The sequence below is a fragment of the Exiguobacterium sp. HSB13 genome (assembly GCF_056764755.1).
The window spans coordinates 139,000-161,553 of sequence record NZ_JBUZOM010000003.1 but is presented as its reverse complement, the minus strand read 5'-3'; the positions used below and the strand labels follow the sequence as shown (position 1 = coordinate 161,553).

At 43.9% G+C, this 22,554-nt stretch carries 20 protein-coding genes; 10 read left to right on the top strand and 10 right to left on the bottom strand.

All coding sequences use genetic code 11. The features are described 5' to 3' along the window. Nucleotides 1-27: 27 nt before the first annotated feature. The 3 genes from ACZGCQ_RS14380 to ACZGCQ_RS14370 all read right to left on the bottom strand — a co-directional run bounded on the left by ACZGCQ_RS14380 (nt 28) and on the right by ACZGCQ_RS14370 (nt 4,091). Complete coding sequence (locus tag ACZGCQ_RS14380) at nt 28-1,908, bottom strand: PhoX family protein (protein WP_481266674.1); 1,881 nt, start codon at nt 1,906-1,908, stop codon at nt 28-30. 114 nt (nt 1,909-2,022) lie between these two features. After that, nucleotides 2,023-2,403, bottom strand: coding sequence for an NUDIX domain-containing protein (locus ACZGCQ_RS14375; protein WP_481266673.1), 381 nt, complete (start codon nt 2,401-2,403; stop codon nt 2,023-2,025). A gap of 65 nt (nt 2,404-2,468) precedes the next feature. Then, entirely contained in the window at nt 2,469-4,091 is a 1,623-nt protein-coding gene (locus ACZGCQ_RS14370; protein WP_050678786.1) for an ABC-F family ATP-binding cassette domain-containing protein, read from the bottom strand. Between the two features lie 299 nt (nt 4,092-4,390). On the opposite strand from ACZGCQ_RS14370, the gene ACZGCQ_RS14365 reads away from it, so the two are divergent. From ACZGCQ_RS14365 to ACZGCQ_RS14350, 4 genes are all read left to right on the top strand, one after another. Further along, a complete protein-coding gene (locus ACZGCQ_RS14365) occupies nt 4,391-5,260 on the top strand; it encodes a prohibitin family protein (protein WP_481266672.1) in 870 nt (289 codons plus the stop codon). 215 nt (nt 5,261-5,475) lie between these two features. Continuing rightward, the gene (locus ACZGCQ_RS14360; RefSeq protein ID WP_481266671.1) at nt 5,476-7,038 is read left to right on the top strand and encodes a hypothetical protein; all 1,563 of its coding nucleotides are present in this window, start codon (nt 5,476-5,478) and stop codon (nt 7,036-7,038) included. 17 nt (nt 7,039-7,055) lie between these two features. Next, nucleotides 7,056-7,748 carry a WxL domain-containing protein gene (locus ACZGCQ_RS14355; protein ID WP_481266670.1) on the top strand — a complete coding sequence of 231 codons (693 nt, stop codon included), beginning with the start codon at nt 7,056-7,058 and terminating at the stop codon, nt 7,746-7,748. 23 nt (nt 7,749-7,771) lie between these two features. Then, entirely contained in the window at nt 7,772-8,791 is a 1,020-nt protein-coding gene (locus ACZGCQ_RS14350; RefSeq protein WP_481266669.1) for a WxLIP family cell surface protein, read from the top strand. A gap of 39 nt (nt 8,792-8,830) precedes the next feature. On the opposite strand, the gene pepT is transcribed toward ACZGCQ_RS14350, so the two are convergent. Then, a complete protein-coding gene (gene pepT, locus ACZGCQ_RS14345; protein WP_336798665.1) occupies nt 8,831-10,066 on the bottom strand; it encodes a peptidase T in 1,236 nt (411 codons plus the stop codon). A gap of 109 nt (nt 10,067-10,175) precedes the next feature. Here pepT and ACZGCQ_RS14340 point away from each other — a divergent pair, with 109 nt between their 5' ends. Continuing rightward, entirely contained in the window at nt 10,176-11,174 is a 999-nt protein-coding gene (locus ACZGCQ_RS14340; RefSeq protein WP_481266668.1) for a zinc-binding dehydrogenase, read from the top strand. A gap of 85 nt (nt 11,175-11,259) precedes the next feature. Here ACZGCQ_RS14340 and ACZGCQ_RS14335 read toward each other — a convergent pair whose 3' ends face one another. Next, entirely contained in the window at nt 11,260-12,444 is a 1,185-nt protein-coding gene (locus tag ACZGCQ_RS14335) for a class I SAM-dependent rRNA methyltransferase (protein WP_481266667.1), read from the bottom strand. A 196-nt stretch (nt 12,445-12,640) separates the two neighbouring features. On the opposite strand from ACZGCQ_RS14335, the gene ACZGCQ_RS14330 reads away from it, so the two are divergent. Then, entirely contained in the window at nt 12,641-13,894 is a 1,254-nt protein-coding gene (locus tag ACZGCQ_RS14330) for a DNA cytosine methyltransferase (RefSeq protein WP_481266666.1), read from the top strand. Between the two features lie 47 nt (nt 13,895-13,941). On the opposite strand, the gene ACZGCQ_RS14325 is transcribed toward ACZGCQ_RS14330, so the two are convergent. Next, on the bottom strand, nt 13,942-15,660 hold the full coding sequence (locus tag ACZGCQ_RS14325) for a hypothetical protein (RefSeq protein WP_481266665.1): 1,719 nt from the start codon (nt 15,658-15,660) through the stop codon (nt 13,942-13,944). A gap of 64 nt (nt 15,661-15,724) precedes the next feature. On the opposite strand from ACZGCQ_RS14325, the gene ACZGCQ_RS14320 reads away from it, so the two are divergent. Continuing rightward, nucleotides 15,725-16,519: an HNH endonuclease gene (locus ACZGCQ_RS14320; RefSeq protein WP_481266664.1), complete on the top strand. Its 795-nt coding sequence runs from the start codon at nt 15,725-15,727 to the stop codon at nt 16,517-16,519. Between the two features lie 84 nt (nt 16,520-16,603). Here the strand turns inward: ACZGCQ_RS14320 and ACZGCQ_RS14315 are convergent, their stop codons facing one another. The 4 genes from ACZGCQ_RS14315 to ACZGCQ_RS14300 all read right to left on the bottom strand — a co-directional run bounded on the left by ACZGCQ_RS14315 (nt 16,604) and on the right by ACZGCQ_RS14300 (nt 19,539). After that, a complete protein-coding gene (locus tag ACZGCQ_RS14315) occupies nt 16,604-17,050 on the bottom strand; it encodes an OsmC family protein (RefSeq protein WP_481266723.1) in 447 nt (148 codons plus the stop codon). Nucleotides 17,051-17,130: 80 nt separating this feature from the next. Beyond that, entirely contained in the window at nt 17,131-18,063 is a 933-nt protein-coding gene (locus ACZGCQ_RS14310) for an aldo/keto reductase (protein WP_481266663.1), read from the bottom strand. A gap of 13 nt (nt 18,064-18,076) precedes the next feature. Further along, on the bottom strand, nt 18,077-18,967 hold the full coding sequence (locus ACZGCQ_RS14305) for an aldo/keto reductase (RefSeq protein ID WP_481266662.1): 891 nt from the start codon (nt 18,965-18,967) through the stop codon (nt 18,077-18,079). Nucleotides 18,968-19,053: 86 nt separating this feature from the next. Beyond that, entirely contained in the window at nt 19,054-19,539 is a 486-nt protein-coding gene (locus ACZGCQ_RS14300; protein WP_023469764.1) for a cupin domain-containing protein, read from the bottom strand. Between the two features lie 156 nt (nt 19,540-19,695). On the opposite strand from ACZGCQ_RS14300, the gene ACZGCQ_RS14295 reads away from it, so the two are divergent. From ACZGCQ_RS14295 to ACZGCQ_RS14285, 3 genes are all read left to right on the top strand, one after another. After that, nucleotides 19,696-19,977 (top strand): putative quinol monooxygenase, encoded by a 282-nt coding sequence (locus ACZGCQ_RS14295; RefSeq protein ID WP_481266661.1) that lies wholly within the window; start codon nt 19,696-19,698, stop codon nt 19,975-19,977. Between the two features lie 223 nt (nt 19,978-20,200). Beyond that, complete coding sequence (locus tag ACZGCQ_RS14290; protein ID WP_481266660.1) at nt 20,201-21,604, top strand: YfcC family protein; 1,404 nt, start codon at nt 20,201-20,203, stop codon at nt 21,602-21,604. A 99-nt stretch (nt 21,605-21,703) separates the two neighbouring features. Then, nucleotides 21,704-22,525 (top strand): DUF1028 domain-containing protein, encoded by an 822-nt coding sequence (locus tag ACZGCQ_RS14285; RefSeq protein WP_047390650.1) that lies wholly within the window; start codon nt 21,704-21,706, stop codon nt 22,523-22,525. The last annotated feature ends 29 nt before the right edge of the window (nt 22,526-22,554 follow it).

The window sequence follows — 22,554 nt, the reverse complement described above, 5'->3', positions numbered from 1 at the left end:
CGCACTTGGGAATCCGTTTTTAGTATCTTATCGATTCGTATACGATTTATGACCGCTCGGTAAACCAGATAGGTAACCGACACCACCTGTTTTTTGAATCCCGATGCCGTCTTTCATCGCTTGTTCGAGCGCTTTTGGATCGACGGCTGTGATTTGTTTCCCTGTCAATGCCTCACCTGGGTGCTGGTAGTTGCTCAAGAGATAGCTATACTTCCCAACGTGGTCAAGTGAACGAAGACCAGTCGCTTCAGCTCCGACTGGGACCGAAAGGATACGCGATAACTTTTTCGTCTTCAGATTATAAGCCCAAACGAAATTGTTCGTGTGCAAGGAGCTGTCTTCACCGATGAAGAGCGTATCAGATGTCGCGGAGTAGGCGAGGTTATCTGGATTCGCGACGAGGTCCGGATTCGCTGTGTTGCCGTAAGCATCCGGCTTCTTCAGATCTTCACCAATGACAAGTGCTTGCATATTCGTTGGTACGTAACGGCTATTGATGCCTTTTGCACGACCCAGATCGATTTCGAATGTCGCACCCGATTCGCGTTTTTCAAGCTGGATGTCGTCTTGGACAGCACCTTCTTGTTTTTCGGTGCTACCTGACACATATGACAAGGCGATGTAGGCTTTTTTGTCTTGTTCGTTGACCGTGATGCCTTCCATTTTGTTGAACTCTGACGTCGCACCAAGCAACGCACCGTAACGACGTGATTCGAGGAAGGCAGCTTCTTTTTCCTTACCAGGCTTCAGCTTCAAGTATTCGACTTTTTTGCTAGCAGCTGTTTTGACCGCTTTAAAGCCCGGTGTCGGCGCATCGGCTGTCTCGAAAATGTCGCTGAATTTCGTTCCTTTATCAATCAAGCGTTTGACTTCTTTATCGGAAGCATGACCGAGTTTGATCCACTCGAGATCACCAGCCCCGCCTTCTGTCGCGCGAGTTTGATTGAACTTCGCAGCGTAAAGTGTTCCTTTTGAGAAATCGCGCTTTTTATCCGCGACGTACATGAACATCATCGTGTTATTGCCGTCGTCACCAAAAATCGCTGTCTTTTGATCCGGTAGAATCTGCATCATCTCGTGCGAGAAGCGACCTGTGCTGTAGTGTTTGATCGCTGTCGCTTTCCCTTTTCGGTCGACCGAGATTTCAGGCGTATACCCGTAGAAGTACGGATTCGCTTTTTCGGTCGTTCCGAAATAACGCTCAGCGAAGGCATTTACTTCTTTATAAGCAGCTGACGTTTTGTCTGACTCAAACGCACGGGCATCTGGTTCATATTCCTCTGACCCAAGGTGCGTTCCCCATGGCGTCGTCGAACCGTTACATGGTGTCCAGAGTCCATTGACGTTCTCAAAATCAATCTTGCTCGCTTTTTTAACGGCAAGTTTTCCTGTCTTTTTATCTTGTACGACTTCCGTTAATGTCATCGATGCCGGAAGACCTTTGACTTCGTTTCCAGCATTGTCGATTGAATCATACTCGAAGTGAGAGACCATGTATTTTTTTCCGTGGACTTCAAGCAGACTGTTCGAGTCCGGTGCATCTGAGACGAAAGCTTCCGGTTTGTCCGGTACACTGCGGTCGATGATCGGATTACCTTTGGCATCGATCGGTGTACCTGCTGCAATCATCTCGCCTTTGTTTTCGACGATTTTATCTTGCGACAGGAATAATTGATTATAGTTCAACGGCTTCACTTCTGTTTTGCCGTTCGTATAGGTGACTTTGACTTTTGCTTCTGTATAAGTTTTTACCATCTGATCGATTTTCGTCGGTGCATCCATCGACAAGAATTCGACCTTTTTGATGTTGCGTGTTGTATGAGAAGAGCTATGGGCATCCGCGAACATCGGGACCATACTTGATGACAAGACCGCTGCTGATAGACCAACCATGAGTGTTCGTTTCATTTTCGTTTCCCCCAAATGAGTTTGTGTTGTTGCTACATTTCCATTTAATCAATCGATTATGTAGGGAGTGTAAAGAAACCTGGTCAGTTTTATCTCAGTTAGTTAATTTTACCTTTACAGTAAGGTCAGTAAACGAGCAATCTGTGGATCATCTTGAAGCTCCCTTAACGGTCGGAAACGGACGGTTCGTAATTCTTGTTGATCAAGTGGGAGTTCGGGATCGATCCCGAGTCGAGGTACAGAACTGCCTAAGGCACGTCGAACGAGAAAACACGTCTCCGTTCCTTGATTGATTGAAATCTCATAGAGTTGACGTTCGATTGTGATGTGAAGATGCGTTTCCTCTAATACTTCGCGCACGACGGCTTGTTCTTTTGTTTCACCACGCTCGACACCTCCGCCCGGTAACGTCCAAAATGTCCGGGAAGGCGTGTGTAATTCAACCATTAAGATCTGTTGCTCTTCGATCAACGCAGCGCATACGCGGTGCCGCATGTCGCATTCCTCCTTTAATGTATTCAAAAAAGAGACCGAAACGACAGTTCCGGTCTCTTTTGACATCATTGTGCGTATAACGCTGTTAATTGCTGTTGGATCGTATCATTGTTCAAGTACTCATCGTATGTCGTTTCTTTATCGACGATACCGTTTGGCGTCAACTCGATGATCCGGTTCGCGATTGTTTCGACGAACTGATGGTCATGCGAGCTGAAGAGCATTGCGCCTTTATAAGCGATCAAGCCATCGTTGAGTGCCGTAATTGATTCGAGATCCAAGTGGTTCGTTGGATCGTCGAGTACGAGGACGTTAGCACCGCTGAGCATTGCTTTTGAAAGCATACAACGGACTTTTTCGCCCCCAGATAAGACAGATGCTTTTTTCATGACTTCTTCTCCTGAGAAGAGCATCCGTCCGAGGAATCCACGTAGGAACGTATCGCTCTCATCTGCCGGTGAATACTGACGGAGCCAATCGAGGATCGTCTTATCCGAGCCTTCGAAGAATTCCGAGTTATCTTTTGGCAAGTACGACTGCGAAGTCGTAACGCCCCATTTGAACGTACCGCTGTCCGGTTCCATCTCACCCATAAGGATCTTGAAGAGAGTCGTGATGGCGATGTCGCTCTGGCTGATGAACGCGACTTTATCTGTCTTGTTCAACGAGAAGCGGACGTTATCAAGGACTTTGACACCATCGATTGTCTTCGAGATACCGTCGACCATCAAGAGATCATTTCCAATTTCACGTTCTGGTGTGAAACCAACGAACGGATAACGGCGTGACGATGGGCGAATGTCATCGAGTGTGATTTTATCAAGCAATTTCTTCCGCGACGTTGCTTGTTTCGCTTTTGAAGCGTTTGAGCTGAAACGTGCGATGAAGGCTTGAAGTTCTTTGATCTTCTCTTCTTTTTTCTTGTTTTGGTCATTTGCCATACGTGAAGCAAGCTGACTTGATTCATACCAGAAATCGTAGTTTCCGATGTACAGTTGAATTTTACCGTAATCGAGATCCGCCATGTGCGTACAGACGTTGTTCAAGAAGTGACGGTCGTGGGAAATGACGATGACCGTATTTTCGAATCCGATCAGGAATTCTTCGAGCCATTTGACGGCTTTCAAATCAAGTCCGTTCGTCGGCTCATCAAGTAAGAGAATGTCTGGTTTACCGAACAATGCTTGCGCAAGCAAGACTTTAACCTTTTCCGATCCTGTCAGCTCAGCCATCGTCTTCGAATGAAGGTTTTCTTTGATGCCGAGTCCTTGAAGAAGCATTGCAGCTTCCGACTCTGCTTCCCAACCGTTCATCTCAGCGAATTCACCTTCGAGTTCAGCGGCACGCATGCCGTCCTCGTCTGAGAAGTCTTCTTTCATATAGATCGCATCTTTTTCTTTCATGACTTCATACAGACGTTTGTGTCCCATCATGACAGCTTCGATGACTTGGAATTCTTCGTATTCGTAATGGTTCTGACGGAGGACGCCTAAGCGTTCGCCTGGTGTGATGATGACATCGCCTTGTTGTGCTTCGATGTCACCAGCGAGAATTTTCAAGAACGTTGACTTACCGGCACCATTCGCACCGATTAGACCGTAACAGTTACCTGGTGTGAACTTGATGTTGACGTCTTCGAATAATTTTCGGTCTGCAAAGCGAAGACCGACGTTTTGTACTGTAATCATATAGAGATGAACCCTCGTTTCTAGTAAGTGATGTGCTCATTCGAGTGTACCACAAATCGTGATCTGTCGTAGAGCAGGCAAAGTTCCCTCCATATTAGGACAGAAATTAAAAATAAGCAACCAGACATTTAAAAAAATGAAACATTTTCCAGATAGATACGTAGAAGAAAGTAAGGAATTCGTTAGAGGAGGGGTTAGATGGCCATCTTTTTCACATTATTGTTTTTCGCCCTCATCGTTTTGCTTGGCATGGAACTCTACCGCTATATCCAAGAAAAGATCGATAAAGGAGATTCAGAATGAGAGAAATCAAACCAAAGAAAAAAATTCGCCCATCGATGATCATCGCTGGTGTGCTCGTACTAGCGTTGCTCGCAACAACGCCGTTCATCGTCGAACAAATCGAACCTGGACAAGTTGGTGTCGTCTATACACCATCAAGTGGTGTCAAAGATGAGACATTATCGCAAGGCTGGCATGTCGTTTCACCAATCACACGTGTGACGGAGTATCCGATTCGGACACAGACAAAAGCACTTGAAAACATGACGCTTGCGACGAAAGACGGGAAGAACATCGTCGTTGACTTTACATACAGCTTCTCCGTCTCACCGGATAAGGTGACGAAAGTCTTCAACAAGTTCGGACCGATCGAAATCGATGAGATTGCAAAAGGTTATCTGAAACAACGTCTCTATGATGCATCGCGTGAGCAAATCTCAAAAGTCACCGTCCTTGAACTGTTCGGTGAAAAATCAGGGAATGTCTCGACGAGCATTCAGACGCAGTTTGCAGAAGACGTCAAGGAGATTGGTTTCATCATCGAAGATGTCGCACTCGGTGCGCCGAAACCAGATGAAAAGACACAGGAAGCGATTGACGCACGTGTCAAAGCGTCGCAAGAACTTGATAAAAAGAAAACAGATCTTGAAATCGCTAAAGCAGAAGCGGAACGTCTTCGCGTAGAAGCAAAAGGAGCAGCAGATGCCCGTTTGATTGAAGCCCAAGGTTTGGCAAAAGCTCAAAAAGAACTACAGAAGACATTGACAGAAGAAATGATTCAATACGAAGCTGTCAAGAAGTGGGACGGGAAATCACCACTCGTCAGTGGGTCAGGTAGTATGGTTCAATTACCGATTCCAGATGCTACAACAGAAGAAAAGAATTAAAAACTCGATGTGCTTGGAGACAAGCACATTTTTTTATTTCGTCATAATAAAATGACTGTACTAATGCTCTTATGGCATTAAATTTTAATATACCAATAAATAATGATATATTTTATATCTTTTAAATCCCAAATTAATGGTTTATTTACCTTATTTAGAAGGTAGATAGAGATACAGGTCAATGGAAATAGGTCATAAGGATGGGAGGGGTGTATTTGTATCGAAATCGATCACCGAATCTTTTTATCATCTTAATGATTCTACTGGCAACAAGCTTTCCGATTCCGCACAGTCATGCGACGACTGAGGAATTCGAGATTCCAGAGCCTTTGACGTCATCGTTTTGTGAAGAGACGTTGAATGATCCAAAGAAAAAGGACTTGTTGGAAAAAGAAGAAATTGAAAAATGCGAAGAAGTCATAGAATTAGAGAAGATGCCTCCAGCTGAGAATGAAAATCCACCAACACCCGAGACATCTCCAACCGAGAGTGAAGACCCACCGACACCCGAGACATCTCCAACCGAGAGTGAAGACCCACCGACACCAGAGACACCCCCAACTGAGAGTGAAGACCCACCGACACCAGAGACACCCCCAACTGAGAGCGAAGACCCACCGACACCAGAGACACCCCCAACTGAGAGTGAAGACCCACCAACACCCGAGACACCTCCAACCGAGAGCGAAGACCTACCGACACCAGAGACACCTCCAACTGAGAATGAAGACTCACCAACACCAGAGACACTTCCAACCGAGAATGAAGACCCACCGACACCAGAGACAGCTCCAGATGAAGAGGACAATGAAGTTTCCGAGCAGCCTGATTCTGAAGAAGAATCATCGAGCGAAATTGAAGCACCTGTCTTAAAGGCAATTAAATCAAGACAAGAGAAGCAACAAGCGGTTGCACCGATGCTTGCTGGAGTAGCACTTCTCGGAACATCAAGCTTAGATGCTTCCTATAATGGAACGACTAAAACGATCACATTAGAAAATACTGTTTCTGGATTGTTGAGCTTAAATCTATCAAGTGGATATATTATTTTTCGACTACCACCAGAAGTGATACAAAGTATTGAAACGAGTTCCGTCCAACTGCAATATCGCTATAGTGGATTACTTGGGGTTGGATCACAAACGAGAGATGTGACAGCAATAATTGATCGAACAAATAACCAAATCTATGCAGATGTTAGCTCTTTATTAAAGCTATCTCTTCTAAGTAACGATCGATTCACCTTATCTTTTAAAGTTGGAAATTTACCAGTCGGAGTCGATAAAGTCTACACATTTCGAAGTGTTTTAGCAGATGGGTTAGTTGATTTGAATGTTTTAAGTAGTGGTACGGCGGCAGCAACACTTGGAATCGGACCTACATTCAACTTAATTGTTCCGAACACACTAGACTTTGGAAGTCATGAAGTGACAGGACGTGAGAAAATCATCCCTCGCTTATCACCAATGACGATTTCTATTTCGCATGAAAATGCAACAGGTTACAACTGGAAGCTACAAGCAAGTCTCAGTCGTCCTTTGACGAGTACAGAGAATGATGTATTGAAAGATGTTCTTTATTTCAAAACAGCTTCGAAAACCCAACTATTGCAATCGACTGCTATTGAAATCGCAACGGGAACGATGTCGACAAGTTCGAATCAGACACCATTAACCTATGCAGAAAGTGAAGGAATCATTCTCGATTTAACCGGAAAATATCCAAAACCTTTATCGTATAGCGCAGATATTCAATGGAGTCTAATCAATGCACCATGAAAAAGGAGAGAACAGAGATGAAAAAACGATTCGCTGTTTCGACGGTATTGATGAGTACGGCTTTGGTTTTAGGCACAACAACTGCATGGGCGGCGACTTCGACTGGCGAGTCGACAGCAAAAATCACATTCACGACGAATGAAGCTCCGGTCATCGTGGATCCAGATGATCGAGATCCGAATAATCCATATGAACCAGACAAAAACGGTGGAAATACACCTACGGGAAAGACAGGACCATTGACACTCGACTATGCGCCTAACTTTGATTTTGGATCAAACGAATTGCTTTCTAACAAAGCAGAATTTAATGCGACCGATCAAAAACCATTTCTCCAAGTAACGGATCGACGGGTCAATCGGACAGAATGGGAAGTAACCGTGAAGTTGGGAGACTTTATAGATGAAGGTGGAAAACCCTCGTTAATAGGTTCGACGTTATCGATCGATGCCGGTACTGTTCAAACATTAGTGAATGTTTCAGGATTCACGGCACCTACGACAGGAGACATAACATTGACACCAGGAAATGCAGGGGATGCGCAAACGATATTAACATCCCCAGAAGGAACGTTCTCAACTTGGCAAATTTACTGGAAAGGTAACGGAACCGATAACGATTATATCAAACTCAATGTACCCATTAACGTTCAAGTGGAAGGAACACATACCGCGACACTGGACTGGACACTTACAGATGTCGTGAATTGATTTGAAAGTAGGTGGAGATAAAGATGAAACGATGGGGAATCGGTTGTCTTGTAGCATTATTTTATGGGCTGCTCGTTTGGACAATACCGTCTGCTAGCTTCGCGAAAGATCGCGTCAACTTTTCGATTGAAACCGTTCCGAATGCCTACCAAGTCGATTCGGGTGTCTCGTACTTTGACTTACGTATGACGGCAAAACAAAAGACGAACATTCAAGTTCGGATTTTCAATCACGGACCTGATGATCATACGTTTTTGACATCAATCCGGAATGCAACGACGAACGATAATGGTTTGATCGTTTACGATCAAAAGAAACCGGTCCCGTTAGCTCCGACTTCGTTGACGGATCTCATTCAACCGAACGCGACATCGACGTTCATCAAGGGTGGCGAATCGAAAGTCGTTTCTTTACCACTTGAGATCGTGAACGATTTAGACGGTACCTTGTTAGCTGGTGTTCGGGTCGAGAAGAAACCAGAAAAAGAAACAGCTGAAAAAAATACAATCGGTATTCAAAATCGTCACTCTTACATCATCGGTTTGAAAGTCCGATCTTCGATTAAAGATCTGGCGCCCGAGATTACGTACGAAGGGGTAGAGGCAAAGTCGTCTTTTTCTAGACCGACCGTCTTTGTTAAGCTAGCCAATCAGGTACCGACGATCAGTCAGCCCATGAAGTTCGAAGCCGTCGTCACGCAAGGCAAAAAAGTCGTCGTTCGTAAAGAGATGGAAGTTCGATTTGCTCCGTCGATTTATATGAAAACACCGATTGAAACGACGGGAATCTTAGAACCAGGTACGTATCACATTAATATCCGTGTTGAAGGAGAAGAAAAAACGTGGAAGTGGAAAGACAACTTTAAAATCACGAAGCGCCAAGCAGACCGGATGAAAGAACAGATGCCTGAGCGAGAGATTGAGGAAAATTCCAACTCCTTCGTCGGTGAATGGTCGAAGGAACTCATGATTGCCTCGACGTTGATTATCTTTTTGCTGATTGGTTACATCTATCGCTTGAAAAAACAACAACGCCAGACATGAAAAAAAGCAGATTCTCAGCGCTGAGAATCTGCTTTTTAATTAGCGCGAAGCTTGTTCAAATCCTTGAGCGATGGCAATGATCACTTGTGTTGCTTTGACCATATTATCGACCGAAATGAATTCAAACTTGCCATGGTAGTTCTCGCCACCGGTAAAGATGTTCGGTGTCGGAAGACCCATGTATGAAAGTTGTGATCCATCCGTTCCACCACGAATTGGCTTAATAATTGGTGTGATGTCAAGCGACTCCATCGCTGCATGAGCGATATCGACGATGTGCATATGGGGTTCGATTTTTTCGCGCATGTTGTAGTACTGATCGTGTAAATCGATTTCGACACTGCCGGCGCCATACTTTTTGTTCCACTCATCGACAAGGGCAGACAAGAAATGTTTCCGTCCTTCGAACGCCTCACGATCGAAATCACGAATGATGTAGTCGAGCGTCGTTTTTTCGACAGAACCATCAAACGAAATCAGGTGGAAGAATCCTTCGAAACCATCCGTGAATTCAGGAGACTCTTCTCCAGGAAGACGATCGTGGAATGCCATCGCATGTTTCTGTGAATTGACCATCTTATCTTTTGCTGTTCCCGGATGGACATTTGTTCCGTGGAAGACGATTTTGGCCGCCGCCGCATTAAAGCTTTCGTATTCGAGTTCACCCAACGGACCGCCGTCGACCGTATAAGCATACGTGGCATCGAACGCTTCGACATTAAAGTGATGCGGTCCACGACCGATTTCTTCGTCTGGTGTAAAGGCAACACGAATGCGACCATGTTTGATTTCCGGATGTGAAATCAGATAATGCATCGCTGTCATGATTTCTGCGATTCCGGCTTTATTATCGGCACCAAGTAATGTCGTACCATCTGTTGTCATTAAGGTATGACCAACATAGTTGTGTAGTGCCGGAAAATCAGTTGGCGACAGGATGACGGACGGTACTTCACTTAACGTGATTGGATTTCCGTCATATGCTTCCACGAGTTGCGGACGGACATTCGTACCTGTGAAATCCGTCGCTGTATCCAGGTGAGCAAGGAAACCAATTGTCGGAATGTCCGCATCTGTATTGGCAGGTAACGTCGCCATGACATACCCATTGTCATCGACCGTGACCTCTTCCATGCCAATTGTCTTTAATTCTTCTACGAGCAAACGAGCTAGTGTCCATTGCCCTTCAGTTGTTGGAACCGTCGTACTCTCATAGTTCGACTGTGTATCGACTTTCACGTATGTAGTTAGACGATCAATCAATTCTTGTTTCAAATCAAAAACGTCCCTTCTCGTCATAAGATACCTTCATCATAGCATGAACGCCTAATGTGAGAGAATTCTGAATCATGGTAGACTGATAATGAAAAAGGGGGAATTCTTCATGAGAGCATTCGTAGTCGATCAATACGGAAAAGACGCATCACTTATAGAAAAAGACGTCACACCTGAAAAAGCGGGGAAACACGAATTACGGGTTCAAATCGAGGGGTCAAGCATCAATCCACTTGATACGAAGATGTTCTTCGGACATGTGGCGGCGGCTTCGACGACTGGAATTCTCCAGGGGGATGTAACGGGGAAAGTCATTGGGATTGGGGATGGTGTGACGTCTTTTTCTATCGGCGATCGCATCGTCGCATTCGGCGGTGGACTTGGAACACGTGCCGGTGCGCTAGCGGAAGAAATGCTTGTGCCTGAACAGATGGCAGTCTTACGACCGGAAGGGGTCTCGGCTAAGGTGGCTGGTTGTTTACCGGTGATTGGGTTGACGGCGATGGAAATATTAAAAGAGCGAATTGCGATTACTCCAGGCATTCGTGTATATGTAGCAGGTGGAACGGGTGGAGTAGGACATCTTACCGTTCAACTCGCGCGTCATTATGGGTGTGACGTCACAGCGAGCGCCTCTTCTGACGAGAAGGCAGCTTGGTTAGAAGCGAAAGGGATTCGCGTTCATCAGTATAAGGAAGAATCAGCTGAAGCGTTGCTAAACCGACTAGATCTGGACGGATTCGACGTCATTATTGATACAGTCGGTGGTGACCATTTACAAGAATCGTTCATACTCGCAAAAGAGCGAGGACGCATCATTTCGATCGCGACACGGACGACACAAGATTTAACGATGATGCATAGTAAAGCCTTGTCACTTGAAGCTGTGTTCGTCGCACTTCCATTGCTGAAAGGAAAAGTAGATGAGATGAAACAACAGCAACGTCACTTATCAGAACTCATTCGTTTAGTGGAAGAGGGAACGATTGAAATTCGGATTGAAGAGCAGATTCCTTATGAACGCGATGCGTTAAATGATCTCTATCAACGATTTGATCAAACATCACACTTTGGTAAGGTAAGTGTCTATCCAACTCATAAAAAATGATTCTCCATTCATTTTACATTTCCTGTTAAAAATATAAAAAAATCCGTTACTGAAAAATTCAGTAGCGGATTTTTTAGATAACAGGTCATTTACGACGAACGAGAATGCTTTTTGGGGCGAGTTGTGGCATGGAAGGAGGAGTCGGGAAATCTTTCTGCTCCGGTTGCTCCCACACGACTTCGAATTTTTGACGCAATTTGTTGAAAGCCTGCTCGACAGCTTTTTTCAATTGTGACGCATCAAGAGCAGGACTATCTGTCGTAATCGCAAGCAGTCCTCCACGATTCGTCAGATGAATGACTTTTTGGATCCAAAGGGCGAGATCCTGTTCGGTCCGAAACTGACGTGTCCGTGTATTGACTTGTACGGGAGGATGGAACAAGACGACGTCAAAACGAGTCTTTTTATCCGCCTGTTCGATGTAGTCGAACGCATCCTGAACTAAAATCTTCTGTTTCTCAGGAGAAAAACTATTCAACATCAGATTATCTTTTGTCTTATTTCGACTGCGTGTCGAGAAATCAACGCTTGTCGTTCGGGCAGCTTCACCATAAAGGGCAGCTACCGTTAACGTTCCTGTATCGGAAAAGAGGTTAAGTACGGTCTTTCGTTCGACGGAATCGAGAAGGATTCGGCGAAGTTCACGTTGGGCAATGTCAAAACCAGTCCGCATACCAGCGTCCAAGTCATATTCATACAACACACCATATTCTTGTGCGACTTCAGGAAAATCGCCTCGTTCCCCCTTCAAGAAGTCGTCACCTTTGACCGGTTGAAGATCGACGAGGAAGTCTCGTTTTTCATAAATGCTTCTATAATTCAGTAGTGATTCAAGAGCTTCAAGAATCAGTGGACGGAATGTATAGATGCCTTCATTTTCGAATGTAATGAGGTAATGATGATCATAACAATCAATCGTCAATCCACCGATACCATCTCCAGCGCCGTTAAAAATACGGAAGGCTTCTGAGTACTCTTCAAAAAATTCATTTCGTTTGTCTAACGCTTTTTCAAAAAGTTGCTTGAAGAAGGCGACATCGATTGGTTCTTGCTCGTCCATTGAGAGAGTCCAACCGACACCTTTTTCCTGCTTGCCAAAATAACCAGTTGCAAGGTATTCTTTATGTTCTGTCATTAGATGCAGCAGTCCGCCTGCCTCTTTTACATGTTGCAGAGCTTCGAACATCTCCTTACGTAAAGCGGGATAATCGCTTCGAATCGATTCAATCCATTCTGGTTTGACGACGATCGGATAGAGTTCACGAGACATGTTAGTTTCCTCATTTCTACTTGTGGATAAGTGCCATAAGTATACCATAAATGGAGTTATCCACATGTGGATAACTGGTATATAAAAAAGACGACGTCTTTAAAATCAATTATTCTACGATTTAATCAGAACGCTGGCCTTTTAACGGATGCTCGCTTATAATAAAGGCAAGAGGATGTTGCCAGGAGGTAAACCTATGAAATTAAATGAACGAGGACGAGCAAAGTACCGTCCTTTGACTGAATATGAAGAAATCGATGTAAAAAATGTACTGTTCGAAAAAATCCAGGAAGAAACAAATCGTATTTTCGAAACAGACGATACCGCTTTTTTTTCTGATATCAAACGCTCAACAAAAGCACATAGTGTGATTAGTCTGTTTTCTGGAGCAGGAGGATTAGATTTAGGATTAGAGCTAGCTGGTCTTATCAGTCTGCATGGAGAAGATGTTATCGAACGAGTCTTTCAATCAAAAGAAGCTTTTGAGGAGTTAATATCAAAAGGAAACGTAACAGAGACGATTTTTTCGAATGATATGTTTCGAGAATCCGCTATCACATATAAAATGAACTTTTCGACAGAGGTCTTTCAAGACGGTCGAGACATACGGAAAATCAAACACTTTCCTGAATGTGATGTCATACTTGGGGGATTTCCTTGTCCTGGATTCAGTTCAGCAGGTCCACGCTTGATTGATGATGAACGAAACTTTTTGTATATCCATTTCATTCGAGCGATTATGCAAGCACGACCTAAAGTATTCGTCGCTGAAAACGTAAAAGGGTTATTAACCTTAGGGAAAGGGGAAGTAGCGCGCCAAATCATTGAAGACTTTGCTGCAGCGGGATATGAAGTGAATTACCAACTGGTCAATGCTCGAGACTATGGGGTGCCACAACTTCGGGAACGTGTCTTTATCATCGGTGTACGAAAAGATGTTTCATTCAGATATACATTTCCAGAGCCTACGCATGGTCCTTTAGGAAAATATCCTTACGTGACTTTAGAAGAGACGATTTCAGATTTACCGAAGGAACCAGCTGATGTGTATAGTGGTGGCTTTTCTCCGATGTATTTATCTCGCAATCGTAAAAAGAAGTGGACAGAACAAGCCTTTACGATTCAAGCATCTGGTAGACAAGCACAATTGTGGCCAGGCGGAGAAGCAATGCAAAAAATAGGAAAAGATGAATGGAGCTTAGTGGGTTCTAATCGTCGTATGAGTGTTCGGGAATCGGCCCGTATCCAGACGTTTCCGGATTGGTTCGAATTTTATGATGGTGGTAATATGAAAACGCAATTAAATAACCGGTTAGATAAGCAGTATAAGCAAATTGGAAATGCTGTGCCTGTACTCTTAGCGTTGCGTATTCTGCAACCCATCACAGACTGGTTGAAATCAGAGGAGTTAGTTGCAGAGCAATCAGAACAACAATTGAAACTTTTTTAAACGTGAAACGGACCTGCTCTTTGATGAGTAGGTCCGTTTTTTTAGTATTATGTGACGGAGCGTTCGCACGATAATTTAAGGGACGACCATCCATGAGAGGCACCAGCACTGAACTTGACTCGAAAGTTTAAGTATTCGTTACCGTTAGACCAAGTCAAGCGTGTCGTAGTCGATGAATGTTGAGATACACGAATATGCCCTCCGACTTCAATCGGTGGATGAATGGAGCACGTTAAATTTTGATAAAAAGAGACAATCGATAAGTTCGTTCCAATCATTTTTTTCAATCCAGAAACAAGAGACGTTTGTGAAGCGATGGAAAGGTGTTTTGTGATTTCGTTTGATACTTCAGAGAGTACTTCCTGACGTGAAATCAAACCAATCAAATATTTTTCTTTTATCTTTGCAATGAACTCCTGCATTTCGTCGAAAACATCAAAATATTGATAGGAAAGAATCGTACCAGCACCTGGATTTTTAATTGTCATGACAGAATTATGAGCTTTTAGTGCTTTTAAGGACAAGGGAAGCTCAATCAAGTTTTGTTCGTATCGAAGAGTGAGTAAGATGTCTGCTGTTTCTAATTTATTCGCGACATAGCTATCTGATACGAGTTGAACTTGTTCAATTTGAGACTGACCATATACATTTTTTAAGTAATCAAGTAACACGGAAGTTGTAACGTGAGCACTATCAATAAGCTGTTGCAATACGTTTGGTTCAAGATACGAATAGTAAGCTGTTAATGTCTGATGAACTTGAGTAGAATCGACTAAATGAATCGTTGGATCGTGTTTGATGAATTGATATAGCGTAAGGACTTCATGACAGCGACCGATTGCATTACTTTTATTTGAATGAGTAAGTAATGTATGGGTATGTAGAGAATCTTCAAAAGCATTTAACCACTTTGCATTAAGTTGCTTCGTTTTTTGTTGAAATTGGTTCGTTAGTTCACGAGTATGCGATAGTTTCGTCGCTAATTTAATGGAAGATGTTAAAGAAGACTCGAATTTGAATCGAAGTTCGAGCTCATAATCATCCACTAAGATATGAATCGATGAATTGTTCTTTTTCAATAGATGTACGGATTCGAATGTTTGGATCATCTGTTGTTCTAGTTTGATCTCAGAGGTTTCTTCGATGAATATAACTTTATATTCTTCAATCATCGATAGATGCTTGAAACCTTTGAAAAAATCAGATTGATGCTCATTTAGACTCTTAAGAAGGAGCGAATAACAATGATCCCGAATACCTTCTAAGAATCTTCTACGATAGGCTTTAAGTATGGTCTCATCTAACTGCAATGCATGAATTGATTTTTTTAACGTTGCCTCCGATACATATAAATCGGTGATCCCATGGTGAAACGCAATATCTTGAAAAAGGTTAGAGCGCATTTGATCCAGTAATGCATTAAATGTATGTTGGGATTCCGTTAAACCAAAATACTTATGTAAGAAGGATTTAGCACCAGGATTTTTAGGTTGAATCGTTGTATTTTTCTTAAGGGAAAATAAATGAATCGGATAAATGTGTTCGTCTTGATAAATATATAAATCAGCATGATGATCAGCACGTTTAAAATCGAATTTAGTTTTGACTTCACTCGTTTTTGGAAATTGGGTGAATAGAAATTGAGCAACGATTGCTGCGGGATGTTGTTCTTGTGAAAGAGATGATTGCTCTTGAATCAATTGTTCAAAATACATCGCAACATCTTTCGTATGCTGGTCTCCTGATTTTTTCTGTTTTTTAATCATAAATGCAATCCTCCAAATGAAACGAGAGTAGGGATAGATCTTGCAAAAAGACATTGTAAGTGTAATGAAAAAGTTAACAAAAGAGTGGTTAAAATCGTTGTCTGATCAATATAATGTATCATTTAAATCAGAAAAGAATAAGCAAATTTTAGATGGGAAACGTATCGGAATAAGAGGGGCAACAGGTGGAATGTATGGCATCCGAGATACGAAAGTAACCGAATATGATTACCTAATTTTTTGTGTTACCAATGAGGAAGAATTAGTCAGAATAAACGATATACAATTTGTATGGCTGAATCAAAATGAAGTAATCAACTTAAAAAAAGATCTGAACGGATCAGATAAATCATTTAAACTGGAAAAATTTCATCCTTTTATGACCTTTGATACTTTCGAAAGCAAATTTAAAGAATACTTTGCTTTTCCAACAGAGTACTATACAGACGAGAGTGAAGTACTTAACTCGCATATTGCTGAAAGTCTACTGGAAGATGGGCGATATACAGAAGGCGAAAAGCGACTCGCCACGCATTACATAACAGAACGAAATACAAAAGTAGTTAAAAAAGCAAAAGAACAGTTTGCAATTGGACATGCTGGGCAATTATTCTGTGATATTTGTGAGATGAATTATGAGGAAGTTTATGGAGTTATCGGGAAAGGTTACATTGAAGCTCATCATAAAAATCAATTAAGTATAAGTGGCATAACAGATACTCAGACTGAAGACTTAGCTTTATTATGTGCAAGTTGCCATCGAATAATTCATAAATTAATGAGACAAGATGAGAATGCCTCTTACGAGATGCTAAAAAGAAAGATACAAGGTTCATTGAAAACTCCTTATCGTTATTGAATTCAGTAAAAAATACTCCTTTAACTGTGATTTAAAAAATACATAGTTAAAGGAGTATTTGATTTCTAATTGTTGAAAATTAACTTACACACGCTCCACAACAGCCTCAAGCGATACTTTTACATTACCAGCTAGTGCCCGCGTAATCATACACGAACCTTCCGCTTTTTCAGCAAGACGTTGCGCCTTCTCCAGATCACGATCCGACAGATCAGATGGTAATAAAAGTTTCGGACGATGAATGATCGCGTCGTACGTAAAGACACCGTTCGTGACATCCACGATGCCTTCAGATTCCATCGTTAACGAGACCTTTGGAATGTGGCTACGCTCAAGCATCGCGGCAAGCGTGATGATATAGCACGTAGCAGCTGCCCCAAGTAACATCTCATCTGGATTCGTACCAACTCCTGGACCATCCATGGCGTCCGGAATTGAGATTTTTGTTTTTAGTTCACCCGTCTCGATCTGACCAACATCATTGCGATTGCCCGGCCAGTTTGCGGTTAAATGAAAATGGTGCTTCATGATCAATCGCCTCCATGCCTCCATCATACGAAGTTCAGCATGATTTTTCGCCTATTCTGCTCATGTGCATAAAAAGAGAACGATTAGCTAAAAATTTGGTCGATCTTTTCGATATCCTCTTGCGACAACTGAACGTCTAATGTACGCAACGTATCCGTCACCTGATCTGGTCGTTTTGCACCAGGAATGATGGCGTCGATACCGTCCTGTGCCAAATACCACGCGAGTACGATGTGTGCGACTTCTGCATCGTGTGCTTCTGCAATCGGGCGCAGTTGATCGACTTTTGCGAGGTTTTGTTCGAAGACATCTTTTTGGAACAAGGGATCGTTTTTTCGTAAATCGTCAAATGTCGTCTCTTTCGTATATTTCCCTGCCAATAATCCAGCAGCGAGTGGGAAGTACGGGACGAAGGACATACCGTTCTCAACGATGTACGGGAGTAACTCTTCTTCCGCATCCCGTTTGAATAGGTTGTATTCCCCTTGATAGACGTCGACGTGTCCGTCTTTGTTCGCTTCCTTCAGTTGTTCGAGTGAGAAATTCGAGACACCGATTGCGCGAATCTTTCCTTCTTTTTTCAGTTCAGCGAGTGCGGCGACGGCTTCGTCCTTTGGTGTCGATTCATCCGGAAAATGAATGTAATACAAATCGATATAGTCTGTCTGAAGACGTTTTAAACTCTCTTCGACCGATTGACGGAGAAAGTCTGGTGAATTGTTCATGACGACGTTTCCGTCAACGAACTGATGCGCACCTTTCGTCGCGAGCACGACATCTTCTCGAGCGACTGTGTCGTTCCAGACCTCACCGACGAGTTCCTCCGAACGTTCTGGTCCGTAGATGAAAGCTGTGTCGAGGAAATTGATTCCTTGCTTCAAAGCGACACGGACGAGATCGCGTCCGGCTTGCTCATCGAGATTTGGATACAAGTTGTGTCCACCGACAGCATTCGTACCGAGACCGATGGGGTGAACGAATAAGTTAGATTGACCGAGTTGAACATGTTTTGTCATGAAAATGACCTCCTTAAACGATATCGAGTGGTTCTTTTTTTGTTGGTGCTGGGAATGCTTGATCAAGTGCAACCAACTCTTCCTCTGTCAAATTCAGGAGCGCGGCGCGACCGTTGGCTTCGACATGATGTGCTTGTCCGGCCTTAGGAATCGCGATGACATCACCTTCACGAATCGCCCATGCAAGTAGAATCTGTGCCGGTTCAACGCCATGTGTCTCAGCGAGTTCCTCGACGGTCGGATGATTCAGAAGTTGATCACGTAATGAACCACCTTCTGCTAGTGGGCAATACGCCATCACTGGTATACCATGCTTACGTAGTAACGGTAATAGTTCATACTCGATTCCGCGTGATCCAAGGTGATAGAGTACCTGATTGACAGCGCATTGATCACCATTTGGCAGTGCCAACAGTTCTTTCATGTCTGATACGTCAAAGTTAGACACACCCCAACGGCGAATCTTTCCTTCTTGTTTTAAAGCTTCCAGTCCTTCGACGGTTTCTTTCAGTGGAATGTCGCCACGCCAGTGCAGAAGGTACAAATCAAGGTAATCGGTACCAAGACGTTCAAGTGTGTTGGAACAAGCCTGCTTCAATGCTTCCCCACCAGCATGATGCGGATAGACTTTCGAAACGAGAAAGACTTCCTCTCGTCGATCTGCGATCGCGTCGCGAATCAATTCTTCAGAAGCACCTTCCCCGTACATCTCTGCCGTATCGATGAGTTCCATTCCGCTATCAAGACCGACACGGAGTGCTTCGATTTCTGCTGCGTGCTTCTCCGACTCTTCTCCCATCCGCCACGTACCTTGTCCGAGTGCCCGAACATGCGTCTGATCGGGAAACGTCACCGTTTTTTGCTTTAATGCAGCAAGTATCAACGTCTTTTCTGTTGCGTTCATCGTTCTTCCTCCTTTAGTAGAGAGACAATAGTAGGGTTTACCACGTGAACTCCGAACAAAAACGTCTTCTTCAATAGAAGGAGACGTCACCAATGCTCAAACAAAGGACCGTGATCACCGAATACAGGATCTTGAGTTGGGCGCATCACCTGACGAATACGTTGAAGATTTTCCGGTCGTTCACTTGTTTGACCTGTCAGCGTATCGTAGTCTTGACCATCCGGATAGGCACCGATCACTCGAAAGTGTCGACTTGTATCAAGTGCTTTATGTCCCGTACCTGCAGGAAGTAAAAGAATATCTCCGCTCGTCAAAGTGAAGGTCTTACCGAGCGGACCACCCAGCTGAACGGTTGCATGCCCTTCAAGAATCCCGATCACTTCATGAGCGATACTATGATAATGATGAAAGTCAAAAATCCCATCCACCCAGCTGTTACGCCAGTCATGTGCATGGAAGGTCTGTTCGATGTGTGATGGCTCTGCAAATGCGTGCCGATAAATCAACACGGGGAATGTCGGATTGTTCGGAATGTGCCCGTCATCCTCAAAATAAAATACCTCAACGCGCATCTTCGTTGCTCCTTTCTCTGATGTGGCACAAAGTAATAATTACATCTGTAATTACCCGTAATTAAATATCATCAATCGTCCGAGCATCTTTATGGCGTAACGAATTCGGAGGTGCTAAGATGCTTAAGTTAACGAAATTACAAAGGAGGCTTTCCGATGATCGCCATCGAAGCAAAATTAGAAGTACAACCCGCAAAACGAGAAGAATTTTTAGAAGCAACTAAAACACTATTGGCAGGATCACGTGCTGAAGCAGGTAACATCAGCTATGACTTGTTCCAAAGCACAGAAGACGAAAATGTCTTCATGATGATTGAAAAATGGGAAGACCAAGCTGCAATTGAAGCACACAACACGAGTGCCCATTTCGGACAATTCGTTGCGTTTGCTCAAACGGCTCTTGCTAAACCATTAGACGTTCAATCGTTCCAAGCATAATCATAAGAGATTGACGTAACACATAAGGAAGGTATTCTAGGTTCATGGCCTAGAATACCTTCCTTTTTTGTTTCATGCGACACGGTCGATCTATTTTTAACGAAACTTTAAGTTAGCAGTATTCCACTTTTCTTTTACAATCATATGACATTTCATTGAAACTGTTAGTTTTTCCCTGATTAGGGCATTATCCTTATAAAGACACAAAAAGGAGGCTTTTATCATGAATGAACGAACGAATGCACCAGGGTCGAAGCGATCATTCTTCAAGATGCCTCATACATATGCCATTATCATGGCAATTCTCATCATCTCAGTCATCTTGACGTATACACTTCCAGCAGGACAATTCGATCGTGAAAAGCAAGACGGACAGACTGTCGTCATCGATGGTACATATCGCGCGGTAGAGTCTGCGCCTGTCAATCTCTTTGGTTTATTTGAAGCAATCCCAAAAGGCATGGAAGCAGGCGCCGCAATCATCTTTTATATTTTCTTAGTCGGTGGTGTTTTCGGAATCATTCGTCAAACAGGCGCCATTGAAGCAGGAATCAATCAATTGATACGCCGGTTCGGTCAAAAAGGACACATTATGATTCCGATGACGATGTTCGTCTTTTCGATTGCCGGGGCGACGATCGGCATGGCAGAAGAAACGATCATCTTCGTACCGATTGGGATCATGCTCGCGCGTGCGCTCGGTTATGACGCGATGACAGGAGCCGCGATCGTCAGCTTAGGGGCGGCCGTTGGTTTTGCCGGTGGGATGTTGAATCCATTTACGGTAGGTGTTGCTCAATCGATTGCTGAAGTTCCACTCTTTAGCGGTCTCGGTTATCGAACCGCCGTCTATGTCGTCTTTTTAATCGTAACGATTCTTTATGTCATGAACTACGCACGGAAAGTCAAACATGATCCGGCGCGCAGTCTTGTTTATGATCTAGAACAACGTCGTTCGGAAGAAGCAGCGACGACGATTTCGCGCTTTTCGAAACGTCATGCTTTCGTCTTACTGGTTTTAATCGGTGGGATCACGCTCAATGTGATCGGAATCTTTGAGTGGGGCTGGTATTTGACGGAATTAACCGCATCCTTCTTGATCATCGGGATGATTGCGGGAATCGTTACGCTTGGTGTGAACGGTACGTTCGAGAGTTTGATTGACGGCGCAAAAGCCGTAACGTTCGGCGCGTTGATTGTTGGATTTGCTCGTGCGATTGTTGTCATTCTCGAAGAAGGACGTGTTATCGATACGGTCATTTACGGCTTATCGAATGCCGTAGGACATTTACCGACGTTCTTTGCCGTCATCGGGATGTACGCCGTGCAATTGATTACGAATTTCTTCATTCCATCGGGAAGTGGACAAGCGGCGACGACGATGCCCATCATGGCACCATTGTCGGATTTACTGGGAATCGAGCGTCAAGTGGCTGTCTTAGCATTCCAATATGGAGATGGACTGACGAACATGATTTTCCCGACGAGTGCTCATTTGATGGCATTTCTCGCAATCGCAGGCATTCCGTACGAAAAATGGCTTCGTTTCGTCTGGAAGCTTTTCGCGATCTGGATTGCCTTGGCATGTGCCGCCTTACTACTTGCCGTGACACTTGGCATTCAATGAAGTCTACCTTCCGGACAGATGTTCGGAAGGTTTTTCAGTTGCAGGAATCGGGAAGCGTTATCACGAACGGAATAGGTAATGACTAAAGGGGGAACTGAAGTGACATATTCAATCGTTGGGTATTGTGAAAAAGAACAAGCATGGGGCGTTGCCGTTCAGTCGAAGTTTTTAGCCGTCGGGAGCGCTGTTCCGTTTGCGAAGGCGGGAGTAGGTGCTGTAGCGACACAATCGTTTGCAAATACGACGTATGGTCCTGAAGGATTACGGATGATCGAACAAGGGGCTTCAGCAGACGAAGTACTGCGTCGATTGACGGAAGCAGATGAAGGACGAGCGGATCGTCAGGTCGGAATCATTGATGCGAATGGCAAGAGTGCGACATTCACGGGAGAGGGATGTAACGACTGGGCAGGCGGTATTGCCGGGAAACACTTTGCAGCGCAAGGGAATATTCTTGTAGACGGTAATACAGTGAAAGAGATGGCACGTGTCTTTGAATCAACGCAAGGTCCGCTTGCAGAACGTTTATTGCGTGCGTTAGCAGCAGGTCAAGCAGCAGGTGGGGACTCACGCGGAATGCAGTCAGCAGCACTTCTCGTCGTCAAGGAGGGTGGCGGATACGGTGGATTCAACGACCGCTATATTGATTTACGCGTTGACGATCATCCGAGTCCGATTGAAGAACTCGAACGCATCTATCAACTGCATACCCTTTATCTACAACCGAGTAAGCCGGAAGAAATCAAGCCGATTGATGACGCATTAGAGTCAGAGTTGATGGATAAGTTGTTATCGCTTGGTTACCGCGGTGATTTCGAAGACGCGTTCCGAACGTATCTGCATACGGAAAACTTCGAGATGCGCGAACAAGCGGATCGTGCGATTGATACACGTGTTCTCGCATATATTCGATCTCAATGAAAAAATGACAGGATGGACCGCAGTCCATC